Consider the following 17,788-nt stretch of genomic DNA (forward strand, 5'->3'; position numbering starts at 1 on the left):
TTTTCTGACGGGCATGCTCCCATGCGGCTTGCGCAACGCCAAGCGCGCGGTCAAACTCTCGCCACTATTGTTATAAGATCACATAACAAACCTTTCATGTTCTGGAGCCTTCCCATGCGCCGTCTGCTGCTCGCTTTGCCGTTTGCCCTGCTGCCACTGGCCGTGGCCCATGCCCATGAAGATCATGACCACGAACACAGCAGCCTCGGCGCCCACGAACATGGCGTGGGCCGCCTCAACGCCGTGCTCGATGGCCAGACCCTGGAGCTTGAGCTGGAAAGCCCGGCGATGAACCTGGTGGGTTTCGAACACCTGGCCACCACCGCCGCCGACAAGGCCAAGGTCGCCGCCGCGCGCAAGCAGCTGGAGAACCCACTGGCGCTGTTCAACCTGCCCAAGGCCGCCGGCTGCGCAGTGAGCACGCAGGAACTGAACAGCCCGTTGTTTGGCGACAAGCCTGAAGCCGATCACGACGATGACGATGATGCCGATGACCACGCCACCGACGGCAAGGGCGCAGCGGCCCACGAACATCACCACGACCACAGCGAAATCCACGCGCACTACCAGTTCACCTGCGCCACGCCGACGGCGCTGAGCAACCTAGACCTGAGCCAGGTGTTCAAGACCTTCCCCGCCACCAAAAAAATTCAGGTACAACTGATCGGCCCGAGCGGCCAACAAGGGGTCGACGCAACGGCCACAGCAACCACCCTGAAGTTCTGATTGCCCATGACCCACGCCTTGATCGAACTGTCTGACCTGAGCTTCAACTGGCCCGGTCACCCGCAGTTGCTGGACATCCCCGCGTTCCGCCTGGAACGCGGGGAAACCCTGTTTCTCAAAGGCCCCAGCGGCAGTGGCAAGACCACCCTGCTCGGGCTCCTCGGCGGTGTGCAGAAGCCCAGCCAGGGCAGCATTCGCCTGCTCGGCCAGGAACTGACCGAACTCTCGGCCGGCGCCCGCGACCGCTTTCGCGTCGACCACACCGGCTATATCTTCCAGCAGTTCAACCTGCTGCCGTTTTTGTCGGTGCGCGAGAACGTCGAGCTGCCCTGCCACTTTTCCAACGTGCGCGCGCAGCGGGCAAGGCAGCGCCACGGCAGTGTGGACAAGGCCGCAGCCGCCCTGCTCGCGCACCTGGGCCTCAAGGATAAAGACCTGCTGGAACGCCGCGCCGACTCGCTGTCCATCGGTCAGCAGCAACGGGTGGCCGCCGCCCGGGCGCTGATCGGCCAGCCGGAACTGGTGATCGCCGACGAACCCACTTCGGCCCTGGACTACGACGCCCGCGAGGCGTTCCTTCAGCTGTTGTTCGCCGAATGCCGCGACGCCGGCGCCAGCCTGCTGTTCGTCAGCCATGACCAGAGCCTGGCACCGCTGTTCGACCGCAACCTGTCGCTGGCCGAACTCAATCGCGCCGCCATGCCCGCAGAGGTTTGAGATGTATCTGTTCCGTCTAGCCATGGCCAGTCTAACTAACCGCCGCTTCACCGCGACGCTCACCGCTTTCGCCATCGCGCTTTCCGTGTGCCTGCTGCTGGCCGTGGAGCGCGTGCGGGTCGAGGCGCGCAACAGCTTTGCCAGCACCATCAGCGGCACCGACCTGATTGTCGGCGCCCGCTCGGGTTCGGTGAACCTGCTGCTGTACTCGGTGTTTCGCATCGGCAACGCCACCAACAACATACGCTGGGACAGCTTTGAGCACTTCGCCGCCAGCCCGCAGGTGAAATGGGCGATCCCGATTTCCCTCGGCGACTCCCATCGCGGCTACCGCGTGATGGGCACCAACTCATCCTACTTCGAGCACTACCAGTACGGCCGCAAGCAGAACCTGGAACTGGCCAGCGGCCGCGCCTTCGCCACTGACCCGTTCGAAGTGGTGCTGGGCGCCGAAGTGGCTGACGCACTGCACTACAAACTGGGCGACAAACTGGTGCTGGCCCACGGCGTGGCGGTGGTCAGCCTGGTCAAGCACGACGACAAACCCTTCACCGTGGTCGGCATTCTCAAGCGCACCGGCACGCCGGTCGACCGCACGCTGCACATCAGCCTGGGCGGCATGGAAGCGATCCATATCGACTGGCACAACGGCGTGCCGGCCCAGGGCAAAGGCCGCATCAGTGCCGATCAGGCGCGCAATATGGACCTCACCCCGCAGGCGATCACCGCGTTCATGCTGGGCCTGAACAACAAGATCTCCACCTTCGCCCTGCAACGGGAGATCAATGAGTTCCGTGGCGAGCCGATGTTGGCGATCCTGCCCGGCGTCGCACTGCAAGAGCTGTGGAGCATGATGGGCACCGCCGAAAAGGCGTTGTTCGTCATCTCGCTGTTCGTGGTGCTGACCGGTTTGATCGGCATGCTCACGGCAATCCTCACCAGCCTCAACGAGCGCCGCCGCGAAATGGCGATTTTGCGCTCGGTGGGCGCGCGGCCTTGGCATATCGCAACCCTGCTGATTTTCGAAGCGTTCGCCCTGGCCTTGTCCGGAGTGATCGCCGGCGTCGGCTTGCTGTACGTGTGCATCGCCGCGTCTCGCGGGTACCTGCAGGCCAATTACGGTTTGGACCTGCCGATGTCCTGGCCAAGCCAATATGAATGGACCCTGCTGGCGGGTATTCTCGCCGCGGCGTTGTTGATGGGCAGCGTGCCGGCCTGGCGCGCTTACCGACAATCCCTGGCCGATGGCCTGTCCATACGTTTATGAGGAAGGCTTTGATGCGTCGTGCCCTGTTTGCATGCTTGCTGCTGATCAGCGTGCCCGTCTGGGCGCAGGACCAGCCCAGGGATCTGTCCTGGCAGGAGATGATCCCGCCGGACGCACCGCCGGAAATCCCCAATATGAAACCGCTGCACGACCTGTCGAACATGGCCGATGCCCTGTCCGTCGAGGCCGCGCCCGCCGCCAAGCAGGACCTGCCCAACGCGCCGGTGGTGCAGAGCCTGGACGGCAAGCACATTCGCCTGCCGGGCTATATCGTGCCACTGGAAGTCAGCGAAGAAGGCCGCACCACCGAGTTCTTGCTGGTGCCGTATTTCGGCGCGTGCATCCACGTGCCGCCGCCGCCGTCGAACCAGATCGTGCATGTGAAAAGCGAAGTCGGCGTGAAGCTCGATGAGCTGTACCAGCCTTATTGGATCGAGGGCGCGATGCAGGTCAAGCCGTCGTCCAGTGAGCTGGCCGATGCCGGTTACCAGATGGATGCCGAGAAGATCTACCTGTACGAACTGCAGGAATAGTCCCGCCCCCAAGCACACCAACGAACAACGGTGGGAGCAAGCCCCCTCCCACCGTTTTAATGCACGCATAGCGCCTTTCATTGAGCTGAGTCAAAAGATCGGGCGGTACGATCTTTACCATTGGACGTACACCTTTTAACGTCCTTTTGGAGCTCCCATGAACAAGTCTCTGCTCGGCGCGTCGCTCTTCGCGCTGGCACTCGCCGCCCCGCTCGCCCAGGCTCACGAAGCGGGCGACATCCTGATTCGCGCCGGTGCGATCACTGTGAATCCGAAGGCCGACAGCAGCAGCGTCAAGGTCGATCAAGGCCCCTTGGCCGGTGCCAACCTGGGCGGCAAGGCGACCATGAGCAGCGATACCCAGCTGGGTCTGAACTTCGCCTACATGCTCACCGACCACGTCGGCCTCGAACTGCTCGCGGCCACGCCATTCGAGCATGACGTAAAAATCAAAAACACCGCCCTCGGTGCTGCCAACGGCAAGCTCGGCACCCTCAAGCACCTGCCGCCGACCCTGAGCGTCGTGTACTACCCGCTGGACAACAAATCAGCGTTCCAACCCTACGTCGGCGCGGGCATCAACTACACCTGGATCTACGACGAGCACGTCGGCAGCCGCGCCTCCAACGCTGGCTTCAGCAATTTCAAGGCGGAAAATTCCTGGGGCTGGTCGGCGCAGATCGGCGCCGACTACATGATCAACGACAAGTGGATGATCAACGCCCAGGCGCGCTACATCGACATCAGCACCAAGGCGACAGTGGATAACAACGCGTTGGGCCAGGGCACCCGGGCCAAGGTCAATGTGGATGTCGACCCGATGGTGTACATGGTGGGGATTGGCTACAAGTTCTAAGCAGTCGTTCACAGACAGCACAAAACCAAAGTGGGAGGGGGCTTGCCCCCTCCCACTTTGGGTTGTGTGGTGTGTCAGGTATGCCGGTAAAACCGGTCCAGCAATGCCGGCAACCCCGCCCGCCATGCCCGGGGCTTGATGCCGAAGGTGTGGAGGATTTTCTTGCAGGCCAGCACCGCGTGCTGCGGTTCGTCCGCCGCGTCCGGCCGCGCGGCGTGGGCCTGGGCGGCGGGCGACTCGATGGCCAGCGCACGGAAGTTGCGCGCTTCGGTGAGGATCGCCTGGCCCAGCGCCAGCGGCGTGGTGGCCTCGTGGCCGGCGTAATGGTACGTGCCCCACAAGGGCGCTGCGCAATCGAGTTGCTTGAGCACCGAAATGATCACCCGCGCGGCATCGTCCACCGGCGTCGGGTTGCCGCGTCGGTCATCGGCCATCGGCAACTCGCCCGGCTTTTCGGCCTGGGCCAGAAAGCGCCCGAGGGTGCCGTCGGCGCTGTCATCCAGCAGCCAGCCAAACCGCAGCAGCACATGTTGCGGACAGGTGGCGCGTACGCTTTGCTCGATGCGCCACAACGCCTGGCCGCGCAGGCCCAATGGCACTGGATCGTCTTTTTCGCTGTAAGCAGTGGCGCGCGAGCCATCGAATACGCGGTAGCTGGACGGTTGCAGCAAGGTGATGCTGTGGTGCTGGCACAATTCGGCCAGACGCTCGATGGCGTATTCCTGAGCAGCCAGACGGGCTTCGCTGACGGCCTCGGCCTGGAACCAGTCGAAATAGTAGGCGAGGTTGATCAATGCATCGGGACGGGTGTCGTCGAGCAATTGGGTGAGGCTCGCGGCATCCCAGCCGTCTTGGGGCGGTTTGGGGGCGAGGAACCCGATGTCTTCCTCTGCACCGAGGCGAATCAGCGCCTGCCCGAGGGCATTCCCGCCGCCCAGTAACATAAGGCGCATTCGCATAGATTGTGCAGGCCCAGTCTGTTTGGAACGATGGTTAGTGTCGGCAGACGTGTATGCCATACCGTGGGGTGTAGCCGGAATCGTTGCATTTTGCGGGTTTGTAGCGCAACCGTCACGGATAAAGTAAGCCTTTGCAACTTGTTGGAGCCGGTGGCATCAATCATTGCATGAACCTTCCTGAATCAACGGACAGGGCATTGGACGGTTTCCACCCCGCCGTCAGCGCCTGGTTTCGCAGCACCTTCCCCGCAGTCACCGGCGCCCAGGCCCAGGCATGGCCGCTGATCCGCCAGCGGCGCTCGACGCTGATCGCCGCGCCGACCGGCTCGGGCAAGACCCTCACGGCCTTCCTCGCGGTGCTCGACGACCTGGTCCAACAGGGCCTGGCCAACGGCGGCCACCTGCCGGACGCGACGCAGGTGGTGTACGTGTCGCCGCTCAAGGCACTGTCCAACGATATCCAGATCAACCTGCAAAACCCGCTGGCCGGGATCAGCGCGCAGTTGCAGCGCCAGGGCCTGGCGCCGCTGGAGATCCGCACCGCCGTGCGCACCGGTGACACCCCGCAAAAAGACCGCGCGTTGATGCGCAAACGCGCGCCGCATATCCTGGTGACCACCCCGGAGTCGCTGTATGTGCTGCTCGGCTCGGACTCCGGCAGGCAGATGCTCGCCAGCACGCGCACGGTCATTGTCGACGAGATCCACGCCATCGCCGCCGGCAAGCGCGGCAGCCACCTGGCGCTGAGCCTGGAGCGCCTGCAAGGCCTGTGCGCCGAGCCGCTGACGCGCATCGGCTTGTCGGCCACGCAAAAACCCATCGAGGCGGTGTCGCGGTTTCTGGTGGGCAGCGCGCGCGAGTGCGCCATTGTCGACATCGGCCATGCCCGCCCGCGCGACCTGGGCATCGAAGTGCCGCCAGTGCCGCTCTCGGCGGTCATGGCCAATGACGTCTGGGAACTAGCCTACGATCGCCTCGCGACACTGGCCCGCGAACACCGCACCACGCTGATTTTCGTCAACACCCGGCGCCTGGCCGAACGCCTGGCCCGCCACCTCAGCGAGCGCCTGGGCAAGACCGCCGTGGCCGCGCACCACGGCAGCCTCGCCAAGGAGTTGCGCCTGGACGCCGAGCAACGGCTCAAGGCCGGCGCGTTGCAAGTGCTGATCGCTACCGCGTCGCTGGAGCTGGGGATCGATATCGGCGAGGTGGACCTGGTGTGCCAGATCGGCTCGCCCGGCTCCATCAACGGTTTTTTGCAAAGAGTTGGACGCTCCGGCCATCAGGTCGGCGGCACGCCCAAGGGGCGCCTGTTCGCCACCACCCGCGACGACCTGATCGAATGCGCCGCCCTGCTCGACTGCGTGCGCCGTGGCGAACTGGACACCCTGCACATTCCGGTCGCGCCGCTGGACGTGCTGGCCCAGCAGATCATTGCCGAAGTCAGCGCCCGCGAATGGCCCGAACAAGACCTGCTGGCACTGATCCACCGCGCCGCGCCCTACGCCGCGCTGGATGAACGCCACTACCAGGCGCTGTTGCAGATGCTCGCCGAGGGCTACAACGGGCGCCAGGGCATCCGCAGCGCCTACCTGCACCGCGACGCCCTGACCCGCACCCTGCGCGGTCGCCGGGGCGCCAGGCTGACCGCCGTGACCAGCGGCGGCACCATCCCCGACAACGCCGACTACAGCGTTTTGCTCGAACCCCAGAGCCTGAACATCGGCAGCGTCAACGAAGACTTTGCGGTGGAAAGCATCGCCGGGGACATCTTCCAGTTGGGCAACACCTCCTACCGCATCCTGCGGGTCGAAGCCGGCAAGGTACGGGTCGAGGATGCCCATGGCCAGCCGCCGACCATTCCGTTCTGGCTCGGCGAAATGCCCGGGCGCAGCAACGAGCTGTCCGCCGCCGTGGCACGCTTGCAGGGCCAGTTGGACCGCCTGCTTGGCGCCAGCCCCGGCGACCTGCAACCGGCGCAGGACTGGCTCACCGGCACCCTGGGCCTGAACCGCGCCAGCGCCGAGCAAATCCTCGATTACCTGGCCCGCGCGCGCCTGGCGCTGAGCGCATTACCGTCCCAGGACACGCTGATCATGGAGCGGTTTTTCGACGCGTCCGGCGGCACCCAGTTGATCATTCACACGCCGTTCGGCAGCCGTCTGAATCGCGCCTGGGGCCTGGCGTTGCGCAAGCGTTTTTGCCGCACGTTCAACTTCGAGCTGCAAGCGGCGGCCAGTGAGAACGCGATTGTGCTGTCGCTGTCCACCAGCCACAGCTTTGAGCTGGATGAGGTGTGGCGTTACCTCAACAGCCACAGTGCCGAACACATTCTGATCCAGGCGGTACTGGACGCTCCGCTGTTCGGCGTGCGCTGGCGCTGGAATGCCGGGGTGGCGCTGGCATTGCCGCGCTTTACCGGCGGGCGCAAGGTGGCGCCGCAGATCCAGCGCATGAAAAGCGAAGACCTGATCGCCAGCGTGTTTCCCGACCAGATCGCCTGCCTGGAAAACCTTGCCGGCGAACGTGAAGTGCCCGAACACCCGCTGGTGGAACAGACCCTCGACGACTGCCTGCACGAAGCCATGGACAGCGACGCCTGGCTGGCCCTGCTGCGGCGCATGGAACGCGGCGAGGTGCGCCTGATCAGCCGCGACTTGCCGGCGCCCTCGCCCATGGCGGCGGAAATTCTCAGCGCGCGGCCCTACACCTTTCTCGACGATGCGCCGCTGGAAGAGCGCCGCACCCAGGCCGTGCTCAACCGGCGCTGGAGCGACCCGCAAAGCACCGACGACCTTGGCGCCCTGGATGCCGAGGCCATTGCTGGCGTGCGTGAGGAGGCCTGGCCAACGCCCCATGGCCCGGACGAAATGCATGAAGCGCTGATGAGCCTGGCGTGCATCGCCGAAAGCGAAGTCACGCCGCCATGGGCACAGTGGCTGAACGCGCTGGCGAAGGCCGGGCGCGCCTATCAATTGCCCAACGGGTTGTGGGTCGCCGTCGAACGCCTGAGCTGTTGGCAGGCGATTTATCCTCACGATTTGCCGTTATTGCCCGGCTTCGATGAGCCCTGGACCTTCGAGGACGCAGTGCTCGAAGTGCTGCGTGCGCGCCTCGGTGGTTTTGGTCCGTTGAGTGTGATCGAGATCGCCGCGCCCATCGGGTTGCCGGTGGCCGCCGTGACCCAGGCGTTGGCCCGGCTGGAGCAGGAAGGCTATGTGTTGCGCGGGCATTTCAGCCCCGGCGCCAGCGCAGAGCAATGGTGCGAACGGCACCTGCTGGCGCGTATTCACCGCTACACGGTCAAGCGCCTGCGCCGCGAAATCGAACCGGTGGCGCTGCAGGATTTCATGCGATTTCTGTTCGACTGGCAGCACGTGTCCGAGGCCACCCGTGGCCAGGGCAGCGCGGTGTTGCCGCAGATCGTCGGCCAGTTCGAAGGCTTTGCGGCCGCCACCTCGGCCTGGGACAGTGACCTGCTCAGTGCGCGCATCAAGGACTATTCCTCCACCTGGCTCGATGAGTTGTGCCGCAGCGGCAAGCTGGTGTGGATGCGCTTGAGCGACAAGGCCGGCGCCATGGCCCTGCGCAGCACGCCGGTGGTGCTGTTGCCGCGCAGCCAGGTAGGATTGTGGAGCGGCCTGACCGACCCCGTCGACAGCACCGCGCTGTCGCCCAAGGCACAAAAGGTCCACCTGGCCCTGCGCGAGCACGGCGCGCTGTTTTTTGATGAACTGGTGCACGAAGCCCGTCTGCTGCGCAGCGAGCTGGAAACAGTGCTGCAGGAACTGGTGGGCGCGGGCCTGGTGAATGCCGACAGCTTTGCCGGGCTGCGCGCCCTGACCACGCCCGCCAGCAAGCGCCAGGCGCGCAGCAGCCGGCGCGGGCGCGGTGCGTTTATCGGCGGCATGGACGATGCCGGGCGCTGGGCCTTGATCCGCCGCCCGCCCGGCGCTGCCGGCCCGCATTCGGCAGAGACGCTTGAGCATGTGGCGATGACCCTGCTGCGCCGCTACGGCGTGGTGTTCTGGCGCCTGCTTGAACGCGAGGCGGACTGGTTGCCGAGCTGGCGCGAATTGCTGCGCACCTTCCACCGCCTGGAAGCGCGCGGGGAGATCCGCGGCGGGCGATTTGTGAGCGGCTTGGCGGGTGAGCAGTTTGCGTTGCCCGAGGCGATTCCTCTGCTGCGCGAGGTACGGCGGCGCGCGCACGACGGGAGCCTGGTGGCGGTGTGTGGGGCGGACCCGCTGAACCTGGTGGGCACGCTGTTACCGGGCAGCAAGGTGCCGGCGGTGAGTGGCAATCGGATTGTGTACCGCGACGGGTTGCCGGCGGCGGTTATGGTTGGCGGCAAGCAGCAGGTGCTGGTTGAGGTGGATCAGCAGGCGGTGCAGGAGAAGTTGCTTGGGCGGTCCTGAGGGCCTCATCGGGAGCAAGCCCCCTCCCACACTGGATTGGGTTCACATAGTTCGATGTGTGAACCCATTCAAATGTGGGAGGGGGCTTGCTCCCGATAGCATCCTCACTGGCTACGCGGCGGCTCGGTAATCTCCACCACCTCTTCAGCCTGCCCCACCCGCTTGGGCAACAGCACCTGCTGTGGATAAGTCTGCGCGAAATGCACCTCGTCACAGTTATCCACAAGCTTCTTCAACCGCTGGTTAAACGCGCGGCTGACTGCATATTGCCCGCCCGACACGGTGCGGAACTGCGCGGTGAGCACCACGCCGTTGAGGTCCATTTTGTCGACGCCGAACACTTCCAGCGGCCCTTGCAGGTTGTACTTGAGGAACGCGTCGTCGCGGATTGACTGCCCCGCTTCCTGGATCAGTTCCACGGCCTTGTCCACATCGGTGTCGTAGGTGAACTGCACCGAGAAGAACGCGTAGGCAAACTGTCGCGACTGGTTGGTGACCGCCTTGATCTGCCCGAACGGCACCGAATGCACAAAGCCCTTGCCGTCGCGCAGGCGCAGGGTGCGGATGGTCAGGCCTTCGACGGTGCCGGCGTGGCCGGAGTCGAGTACCACCCAGTCGCCGATCGACAAGGTGTCTTCGATGATGATGAACAGGCCCGTGATCACGTCCTGCACCAGTTGCTGGGAACCGAAACCGATGGCCAGGCCGACCACCCCGGCACCGGCCAACAGCGGCGCGACGTTGATGCCCAGGTTGGCCATGGTGGTGATCGCGCAGATCACCACGAGGATGATTTTCACCGCATTGCGCAGCAGCGGCAGGATAGTCTTGACCCGCGTGCTGGGCTGGCGACTGGAGCGTTTGTTGACCGGCGGTTTGAGCGCTTCCTGAATCGCCGTGTCGAGCACCACCCAGAACAGCCAGGTCATCAGCAGGATCAGGCCGATGCTGCTCAGCGAGTCGCTGATGGCGCGCCCGATCGAGTTGCGCTCGGCGAACTCGAACAGCGACACGCCCCAGATACGCCCAAGCACTTCGATAAACGCCACGGCCATCGCGATGCGCAGGATCGCGTGCAGCAAACTGAGGAAGCGCTCCTTGTAGGCGCTGCTGCGCTGGATCGCCACCTGGCTGCGCGACTTGAACAAGTGTTGCAGCACCGTGCTGAGAAACACCGTGCCGATCAGCAGGATCGTGGTGAACAGCGCACAACGCAGCGCCTTCTGATTATCGTCGCCGGCACCGATCAGGTTGATCGCCGAGACCAGCACCATCAGCAGGATCGGCCAGTACCACAGCCCCGAGAAGATACGCAGCGATTGCTGCAACGCCGGGTGCTTGATGCGTTGGGCCAACGACCGATTGCGGATCAAGTGGGCGACCGGACGGCGCAGGCGCACCACCAGCACGCCGAAGATCACCGTGGCGAACAGCCCGGTGAACACCGCGATGCTGCTGGTGATATTGCCGCCCAACTGGCGGGCGATCTGCGGGCTGGTCAAGGCATCGCTGAGGGCGGCGAGGAAGCCGATCAGGAACAGCGGCTTGGGGCAGTAGTCGCAAATGATCTGCACCGCCGGACGCTTGTGGCCCACGTTGAACATGACGATGACGCACAACAGCATCGAGGTGGAAAAGATGCCGCTGCTGGTGGCGTAGGCAAGGCACAGCGCCAGCGCGCGCCCCACGGAGGTGGCGAGAAAATGACTGACGTACAGGGTAAGCGGCAGGCAGATCAGCGCCGGGAGCGTATAGGGCACGACGTAGCCCAGCACATCCAGCAACCGCCCGCGCCGTTCAAAAAACGCGCGCTGGCCCAGGCGTCGCACCATCATCCGGCCCAGCAAGGTCAACAGGGTAAAGGCGCCGACCCAGACGCCGGACAACAACAGGAAATCCCCAGCCACGCTCCACGGTGAGCGGGCTGACGTCTGATTGACCAGGCGCCCGACTTCGTTGGCGGCGCGGTCGGCGCGCAGACGCCACTCGTCAATGAAGTTCTGATTGAGGTCGAGCTTCTGCTGCACGTCGTCAATGCTGGAACTGATCGCGCCGAGCAGTCCGCCTTCCACCAGCAACTCCGGCTTGGCCGGGGCCTCGGCTTCGGGGGCGGTGGCGGGTGCGGTCGCCGCCGCCTGAAGTGCGCCGCTGCCGCAAAACAGCAGCGCGCCGAGTAGCCATGCAGTCTTTAGATTCAGCAAAACACCGGGCTCCTGGGAAAGGGTCTGTAAGGAACTGACGGGTTTGAGCCCTGATCGTTCCCTGTGGGAGGAGGCTCGCTCGCTCCCACACTGGATCTACTGCATTGGAAGCATGCCGTTTGTAGGAATCGGGAAACTTTCCGACAAAAATCACAGTCATCCAACCACGCACTCTTTCCCACGGACCCAACCATGGCGGCGATTCATATCGGCATATCCGGCTGGCGCTATACGCCCTGGCGCGGGGACTTCTATCCCGAGGGGCTGACCCAGAAACGCGAGTTGCAGTTTGCGTCACGTGCCGTCAACAGCATCGAAATCAACGGCTCGTTCTACGCACTGCAAACGCCCAAGCGTTACGCCGAGTGGTACGCCGATACACCCGAGGGTTTCATGTTCAGCGTCAAGGCGCCGCGTTATATCACGCACATCCTGCGGCTCAAGGATGTGCATGCGCCGCTGGCGAATTTCTTTGCATCCGGCGTGCTGGAATTGAAGGAGAAACTGGGGCCGATCCTGTGGCAATTCCCGCCCAGCTTTAAATTCGATGCGCCGCTGTTCGAAGCCTTTTTGCAGCAACTGCCCGGCGACACGCAACAGGCCGCCGCCCTCGCCCGCCAGCATGAGCCCCGCCTGAACGGCAAGGCGAGCATGCAGGCCCATGGCAAGAGAGCCCTGCGTCACGCCGTGGAAATTCGCCATAAAAGCTTCGCCGTGCCGGCGTTCGTAAAGATGCTCGAAAAATATGGCGTCGCGCTGGTGGTGGCCGATACCGCCGGCAAGTGGCCGTCTATCGAAGACGTCACCGCCACCTTCATGTACCTGCGTCTGCACGGCGACAAGCAGCTGTACGCCAGCGGCTACACCCCTGAAGCCCTCGAACGCTGGGGCGACCGCATTGAGCGGTGGGCCCATGGCAAACAACCGGAGGATGCACACTTGGTCGACCCGCAGCATAAATCCCGCACCCGCAAGCAACGCGATGTGTTCTGTTTCTTCGACAATGACCTCAAGGTGCGCGCGCCTTTCGACGCGCGCCAGTTGCTGCAGCGTTTCGGCCTGGACCAGCACCTGGCCACAGTGCCCGGACAGCTGCCTGAACCCGGGGTGCTGGCATGACCCATCCAGAACCGCTCCCGGTGGTGGCGCCGGACGTTGCCGTCGCCCGTCTTACGGTGCTCACGGTCAATATCCACAAGGGTTTCACCGCACTGAACCGGCGTTTCATCCTGCCCGAGCTGCGCGAAGCAGTGCGCAGTGTCGGCGCCGACATGGTGTTCCTGCAGGAAATCCACGGCACCCATGAGCAGCATCCCCAGCGCTACAGCGATTGGCCGAACATGCCGCAGTACGAATTTCTCGCCGACAGTATCTGGCCGCAATTCGCCTATGGCCGCAATGCGGTCTACCCCCATGGCGACCATGGCAATGCGCTGCTGTCGAAATTCCAGATCGTGCGCTACGAGAACCTCGACATTTCCCAGAGCGGCCACGAAAACCGTGGCCTGCTGCATTGCGTGTTGCGCCTGCCCGGCAGCGGCCAGGAGGTGCATGCGATCTGCATGCACCTGGGCCTGCGCGAAGTGCATCGCCAGCAGCAACTGCGCCTGCTCGAGCAGCGCATTGGCGAAATACCCGCCGACGCGCCGCTGGTGGTCGCCGGCGACTTCAACGATTGGCGCCAGCGTGCCGACCTCAGCCAGAGCGGCTTGCAGGAAGTATTCATGCAGTCTTCGGGCAAACACGCGCGCACCTTCCCCGCGCGCTTGCCGCTGCTGGCGCTGGACCGCATCTACGTGCGCAACGTGACGGTGCATAACCCCCGCGTGCTGAATACCCGGCCCTGGTCCCACCTCTCAGACCATGTGCCGCTGTCGGTGGAGATTGAGCTATGAATATTGCGGTCGAGCATATCGCGACCGATCAGCCGCCGGATGAGGCCAAGGCCCGCGACCTGGATTACGGCTGGCAGAGTGGCAACCAGGTGGAGTTGCTGGAGAACGGCGAGGCATACTTCCCCAGGGTCTTCGATGCCATGCGCACGGCGCAGCGGGAGATCCTGCTGGAGACGTTTATCCTGTTCGAGGACAAGGTCGGCCATGAGCTGCAAGGCATTCTGATCGAGGCAGCCCAACGTGGCGTGAAGGTGGTGGTCAGCCTGGATGGCTTCGGCTGTGGCGAGCTGAGCGCGGTGTTTCTTGCAGCGCTGGCAGATGCCGGGGTGATGGTGCAGATGTTCGACCCGGCGTCCAAGACCCTGGGCATTCGCACCAACTGGTTTCGCCGCCTGCACCGCAAGATCGTGGTGGTGGATGCCGAGGTCGCGTTTATTGGCGGGATCAACTTTTCGGCCGACCATCTGGGCGATTTCGGCCCCGAGGCCAAGCAGGATTATTCGGTGCAGGTGACAGGCCCGGCGGTGGCCGACCTGCATCACTTTGCCCTGGCGCAAAGCGGTCGTCAGGTGCGCACGCGGCGTGGCTGGCGTCGTCGCCAGCAGCGGCCTTCGCCGTGGGCCACCGACAGCGGTGAGGGCTTGGTTCGCCTGATCTATCGCGACAACCTGCAGCATCGCGACGACATCGAAGAAGCGTATATCTACGCCCTGAGCCAGGCGAAAAAACGCGCGGTGATCGCCAATGCGTATTTCTTCCCCGGTTACCGTTTGCTGCGCGAAATTCGCAATGCGGCACGGCGCGGCGTGCAGGTGCAGTTGATCATGCAGGGCCAGCCCGATGTACTGCTGGCCAAACTGGCGGCGCGCATGCTCTACGACTATCTGCTCAAGGACGGCGTGGTGATCCACGAATACTGCCAGCGCCCGCTGCACGGCAAGGTGGCGCTGGTGGACGACGACTGGAGCACGGTGGGTTCGAGCAACCTCGACCCGTTAAGCCTGGCGCTGAACCTGGAAGCCAACGTGCTGATTCGCGACCGCGCATTCAATCAGCAGCTGTACGACAGCCTGGAAACCCTCAGCAAAAACCACTGCCAGGTCATCCAGGCAAAGCACAAGCCGCGCCTGTGGCTGTGGCGCCTGACCGTCGGCTTCCTGGTGTTCCATGTGATGCGCCACTTCCCGGCGCTGACCGGCTGGCTGCCAGCGCACAAACCCCGCTTGAAACCTTTCGAGAGCCAGGCCCATGACTGACCACACAGGCTCACGCTTCAAGCGCTGGAAGAAGCCACTGACCATCGCCTTCTTCCTGCTGTTGATTGTGCTGTTCACCCTGCTTGCGCGGCGGATCGGCTGGAGCGAAGTGATCCAGACCCTGGGCGATTTCAAATGGCGCACCTTGCTGATCGCCGCCGGGCTGACCTTGTGCAGTTTTCTGGTGTACGCGTGCTTCGACCTGATCGGCCGCACCTACATCGGCCAGCCATTGCGCTGGAAGCAGATTTTGCCGGTGGGCTTTATCAGCTATGCGTTCAACCTGAACCTGAGTGCCTGGGTCGGCGGGATCGCCATGCGTTATCGGTTGTATTCGCGGCTGGGGGTGAGCACCGGCAATATCGCCAAGATCCTCGGCCTGAGCCTGGCGACCAACTGGTTCGGCTACATGGCCCTGGCCGGGGTGGTGTTCAGCAGCGGGCTGGTGACCATGCCACCGGGATGGAAGGTCAGCACGACGGCCTTGCAGGGGATTGGCGCGCTGCTGGTGCTGGTCAGCCTGGGCTACCTGGCGGCCTGTCAGTTCTCGAAGAAGCGCGCGTGGTCGATTCGCGGCATCGAGATCAACCTGCCATCGCTGCGCATGGCGTGCCTGCAATTGGCGCTGGGCGCATTGAACTGGTCGCTGATGGCGGCGGTGATTTTCACCCTGCTGCCTGCCAAGCTGGATTACCCGCTGGTGTTGGGGGTGTTGCTGATCAGTGCGATTGCCGGGGTGGTGACGCATATCCCGGCCGGGCTTGGGGTGCTCGAGGCGGTGTTTATCGGGCTGTTGCAACATGAGGCGTCGCGGGGCAGTTTGTTGGCGGGGTTGATTGCGTATCGGGCGATTTATTTTATTTGCCCGTTGCTGATTGCGTTGGTGATGTACCTGGGCGTGGAGGCGAAGGCCAAGGCGCTGCGGGTGAAGAAGACGCCAGCTTGATTGTGGGTGATTGACATACCGCCATCGGGAGCAAGCCCCCTCCCACACGTTGAATGCATTTCAAATGTGGAAGGGGCTTGCTCTCGATGGCGGTTATCGAGCCTGGATAATGCTCAACCGTTCACCCACCACCATCTCGGTAATCCAGTCCACCAGGATCGAGGTATAGGCCTGCTGCGACACCGGATCGCTCAACGAATGGTCGGCGCCATCGATGATGCGGTGCGTCAGGGAATGGGTCTGCTGACACGCCGCGCGGTAACTCATGATGGTGGCGTGGGGCACGTGGTCGTCGGTTTCCGACTCGACGATCAACACATCACCGGTAAACGCCGAACAGGCGTGCAAGGCGCGATTGGTGTCGGCATGCACCAGGGTGCTGCGGTAATCCATCAGGTCCATCTTGTTCAGGTCACGCTTGGGCTTGAGCCATTCTTCGTCGCGGTACAGCGCCGGCACGCGCAGCGCCAGCCAGCGTACCGGGCGCAATGAGGTGAGAATCGCCGCGAGGTAGCCGCCATAGCTGGTGCCCACCACCGCCACGGCCGAGGTGTCGATGGCCGGGTGGGCGAGCAGACGGTCGTAGGCCGCCAGCAGGTCGCGCAGGTTGTCTTCGCGGGTCACGCGGGCCAGCGGAATGCCGGCGCCGGCATGGCCGCGCAGGTCGAAGGTCAGGCACACGCAGCCCAGACCTGCGATGCCTTTGGCGCGTTCCAGATCGCGTTCCTGGCTGCCGCCCCAGCCGTGCACGAACAACACGCCGGGGACTTTGGATTTGGGACTGAGGAATGTCCCGCTCATGTGTTCGTCGTCTATCTCGATTGCAATGCTTTCGCTTCTAGCCGTCATAAGATTTAACCGTTACGTACTTGAGAAGAAAGTCGCTGTTTTCGGCCGGGCCGCGATACACCTCGATGGCCTGCGCCGGAAGCGGCTGGTCCTCGTAGGTTTCCACCGATGACACATGAATGGCTTTGAGGCCCGGGTGGTTGATGAAACTTTGCAGCGCCGCGACTTCCGCGCTGCTGGCCCCGCCCATGCGCCAGGATTGTTCGAGCACGCCGCTACGGCGCTGGCCGTCGCTGTCCAGGCCCTGGGCGATGTCGTAATTGCGCCGCGAGGCATAGAACCCAGGGTAGGCCTCATCGGCGGCGCTGTCGAAAACCTGGGCCTGTTCGATGGCTTCACGCACGTCGACGGGCAGGCCGAGGGCGAGCAGGTCGTCGTAGTCGCCGGGCACCACGATCAGGTCGGAGCCGCCGTACACCTCATCACCGTTTGCGTCATGCGTGAGGTATTGCTCGCCGCAGTAGCTGAACACATGGTCGCCGATATAGCTCTGGCCCACGCTGTGGGTGATCACCTCGTGCAAGTCCTGCTCAAGCACTGCGCCATCGCTGAACAATTGCTCGGCGCCGTCCCGTTTGAGCAGCGCATCGAACTCATCAAGGCTGCGAATGACTACCTGGCCGCGCCCGGCGCAGGCATGCACCGGTTTCAGGCGAATCGGCCCGCTGTAGAGCAGGCGCTCAGCGGCGGCACGGGCGTCCTGCAAGGCAAATACGCTGAGGCCGTCGAGCACGACGGGCCTGACAAGTTCGCAGAACAACGGCGACCAGCCCTCCGGCGCCGTTGCATCGGGCCCGAGCAGGCCATGGCTGATGGCTTTGGTGCAGATGAAGTCGTGATCGACATAACCGCCCCACAGGTCTTCGGGGCCCTGGATGTTGAGCGCGCGGGCCTGGGCCGGACCCACCAGCGTCTGCGTGGGCAGTATGTAAAGGTCGCGGCCGGCATGGACCTTGGGATCGAAGCTGCCGGCGAACTCCAGCCCGAGTATCTGCGCCAGCCAACGGGCCAGTGCACGGTTGGTTTCCACTTCATGCTGCGGCGCGCCCTCTCTTGTGGAGTGAGCGACCACCAGTTTCCTGCGTTGAGTCGCGTTCATGCGGCCCCCTTGCTTCCTGCCAGGTATGTAAATGAGAGGTTGCAGGGATCAGGCCAAGGCGCGGTT

14 protein-coding genes are annotated in these 17,788 nt (G+C 63.8%); 10 read left to right on the plus strand and 4 right to left on the minus strand.

Annotated elements, in window-relative coordinates; all coding sequences use genetic code 11:
* Positions 1-114 precede the first annotated feature (114 nt).
* From JOE32_RS14235 to JOE32_RS14255, 5 genes are all read left to right on the plus strand, one after another.
* The gene (locus JOE32_RS14235) at positions 115-726 is read left to right on the plus strand and encodes a DUF2796 domain-containing protein (protein ID WP_209985347.1); all 612 of its coding nucleotides are present in this window, start codon (positions 115-117) and stop codon (positions 724-726) included.
* 6 nt (positions 727-732) lie between these two features.
* Positions 733-1,443: an ABC transporter ATP-binding protein gene (locus JOE32_RS14240; RefSeq protein WP_209985351.1), complete on the plus strand. Its 711-nt coding sequence runs from the start codon at positions 733-735 to the stop codon at positions 1,441-1,443.
* A 1-nt stretch (position 1,444) separates the two neighbouring features.
* A complete protein-coding gene (locus tag JOE32_RS14245; RefSeq protein WP_209985355.1) occupies positions 1,445-2,710 on the plus strand; it encodes an ABC transporter permease in 1,266 nt (421 codons plus the stop codon).
* A gap of 11 nt (positions 2,711-2,721) precedes the next feature.
* Positions 2,722-3,243, plus strand: a complete 522-nt coding sequence (locus JOE32_RS14250) for a DUF3299 domain-containing protein (protein WP_209985358.1) — start codon at positions 2,722-2,724, stop codon at positions 3,241-3,243.
* Between the two features lie 157 nt (positions 3,244-3,400).
* Positions 3,401-4,099, plus strand: coding sequence for an OmpW family outer membrane protein (locus JOE32_RS14255; RefSeq protein ID WP_209985360.1), 699 nt, complete (start codon positions 3,401-3,403; stop codon positions 4,097-4,099).
* A 74-nt stretch (positions 4,100-4,173) separates the two neighbouring features.
* Here JOE32_RS14255 and JOE32_RS14260 read toward each other — a convergent pair whose 3' ends face one another.
* Positions 4,174-5,058 carry a sugar nucleotide-binding protein gene (locus tag JOE32_RS14260; protein ID WP_209985363.1) on the minus strand — a complete coding sequence of 295 codons (885 nt, stop codon included), beginning with the start codon at positions 5,056-5,058 and terminating at the stop codon, positions 4,174-4,176.
* A gap of 167 nt (positions 5,059-5,225) precedes the next feature.
* On the opposite strand from JOE32_RS14260, the gene JOE32_RS14265 reads away from it, so the two are divergent.
* Positions 5,226-9,476: a DEAD/DEAH box helicase gene (locus tag JOE32_RS14265; RefSeq protein WP_209985366.1), complete on the plus strand. Its 4,251-nt coding sequence runs from the start codon at positions 5,226-5,228 to the stop codon at positions 9,474-9,476.
* A 104-nt stretch (positions 9,477-9,580) separates the two neighbouring features.
* On the opposite strand, the gene JOE32_RS14270 is transcribed toward JOE32_RS14265, so the two are convergent.
* A complete protein-coding gene (locus tag JOE32_RS14270) occupies positions 9,581-11,677 on the minus strand; it encodes a mechanosensitive ion channel domain-containing protein (protein WP_209985369.1) in 2,097 nt (698 codons plus the stop codon).
* A 192-nt stretch (positions 11,678-11,869) separates the two neighbouring features.
* Between JOE32_RS14270 and JOE32_RS14275 the strand changes: the two genes are divergently transcribed.
* The 4 genes from JOE32_RS14275 to JOE32_RS14290 are packed head-to-tail and all read left to right on the plus strand — an operon-like array spanning position 11,870 to position 15,774.
* Positions 11,870-12,796: a DUF72 domain-containing protein gene (locus tag JOE32_RS14275; protein WP_209985372.1), complete on the plus strand. Its 927-nt coding sequence runs from the start codon at positions 11,870-11,872 to the stop codon at positions 12,794-12,796.
* Positions 12,793-13,572 (plus strand): endonuclease/exonuclease/phosphatase family protein, encoded by a 780-nt coding sequence (locus tag JOE32_RS14280; protein WP_209985374.1) that lies wholly within the window; start codon positions 12,793-12,795, stop codon positions 13,570-13,572. Before JOE32_RS14275 ends, JOE32_RS14280 begins: the two co-directional genes overlap by 4 nt.
* A complete protein-coding gene (gene clsB / locus JOE32_RS14285; protein ID WP_209985376.1) occupies positions 13,569-14,828 on the plus strand; it encodes a cardiolipin synthase ClsB in 1,260 nt (419 codons plus the stop codon). Before JOE32_RS14280 ends, clsB begins: the two co-directional genes overlap by 4 nt.
* On the plus strand, positions 14,821-15,774 hold the full coding sequence (locus JOE32_RS14290) for a lysylphosphatidylglycerol synthase domain-containing protein (RefSeq protein WP_209985379.1): 954 nt from the start codon (positions 14,821-14,823) through the stop codon (positions 15,772-15,774). Before clsB ends, JOE32_RS14290 begins: the two co-directional genes overlap by 8 nt.
* 93 nt (positions 15,775-15,867) lie before the next feature.
* Here the strand turns inward: JOE32_RS14290 and JOE32_RS14295 are convergent, their stop codons facing one another.
* Both JOE32_RS14295 and JOE32_RS14300 read right to left on the minus strand, forming a co-directional pair.
* Positions 15,868-16,623, minus strand: coding sequence for an alpha/beta fold hydrolase (locus JOE32_RS14295; RefSeq protein WP_209985382.1), 756 nt, complete (start codon positions 16,621-16,623; stop codon positions 15,868-15,870).
* Complete coding sequence (locus JOE32_RS14300) at positions 16,613-17,722, minus strand: DUF3182 family protein (RefSeq protein ID WP_209985385.1); 1,110 nt, start codon at positions 17,720-17,722, stop codon at positions 16,613-16,615. The genes JOE32_RS14295 and JOE32_RS14300 overlap by 11 nt, the downstream gene beginning before the upstream one ends.
* Positions 17,723-17,788 lie beyond the last annotated feature (66 nt).

Origin of the sequence: Pseudomonas sp. PvP025 (assembly GCF_017832155.1) — a bacterium.
Classification (GTDB): domain Bacteria; phylum Pseudomonadota; class Gammaproteobacteria; order Pseudomonadales; family Pseudomonadaceae; genus Aquipseudomonas.

Coding starts and splice junctions, on each gene's coding strand:
- JOE32_RS14235 (WP_209985347.1), top strand. CDS start 115: ATGCGCCGTCTGCTGCTCGCTTTGCCGTTTGCCCTGCTGCCACTGGCC.
- JOE32_RS14240 (WP_209985351.1), top strand. CDS start 733: ATGACCCACGCCTTGATCGAACTGTCTGACCTGAGCTTCAACTGGCCC.
- JOE32_RS14245 (WP_209985355.1), top strand. CDS start 1,445: ATGTATCTGTTCCGTCTAGCCATGGCCAGTCTAACTAACCGCCGCTTC.
- JOE32_RS14250 (WP_209985358.1), top strand. CDS start 2,722: ATGCGTCGTGCCCTGTTTGCATGCTTGCTGCTGATCAGCGTGCCCGTC.
- JOE32_RS14255 (WP_209985360.1), top strand. CDS start 3,401: ATGAACAAGTCTCTGCTCGGCGCGTCGCTCTTCGCGCTGGCACTCGCC.
- JOE32_RS14260 (WP_209985363.1), bottom strand. CDS start 5,058: ATGCGAATGCGCCTTATGTTACTGGGCGGCGGGAATGCCCTCGGGCAG.
- JOE32_RS14265 (WP_209985366.1), top strand. CDS start 5,226: ATGAACCTTCCTGAATCAACGGACAGGGCATTGGACGGTTTCCACCCC.
- JOE32_RS14275 (WP_209985372.1), top strand. CDS start 11,870: ATGGCGGCGATTCATATCGGCATATCCGGCTGGCGCTATACGCCCTGG.
- JOE32_RS14280 (WP_209985374.1), top strand. CDS start 12,793: ATGACCCATCCAGAACCGCTCCCGGTGGTGGCGCCGGACGTTGCCGTC.
- clsB (WP_209985376.1), top strand. CDS start 13,569: ATGAATATTGCGGTCGAGCATATCGCGACCGATCAGCCGCCGGATGAG.
- JOE32_RS14290 (WP_209985379.1), top strand. CDS start 14,821: ATGACTGACCACACAGGCTCACGCTTCAAGCGCTGGAAGAAGCCACTG.
- JOE32_RS14295 (WP_209985382.1), bottom strand. CDS start 16,623: ATGACGGCTAGAAGCGAAAGCATTGCAATCGAGATAGACGACGAACAC.
- JOE32_RS14300 (WP_209985385.1), bottom strand. CDS start 17,722: ATGAACGCGACTCAACGCAGGAAACTGGTGGTCGCTCACTCCACAAGA.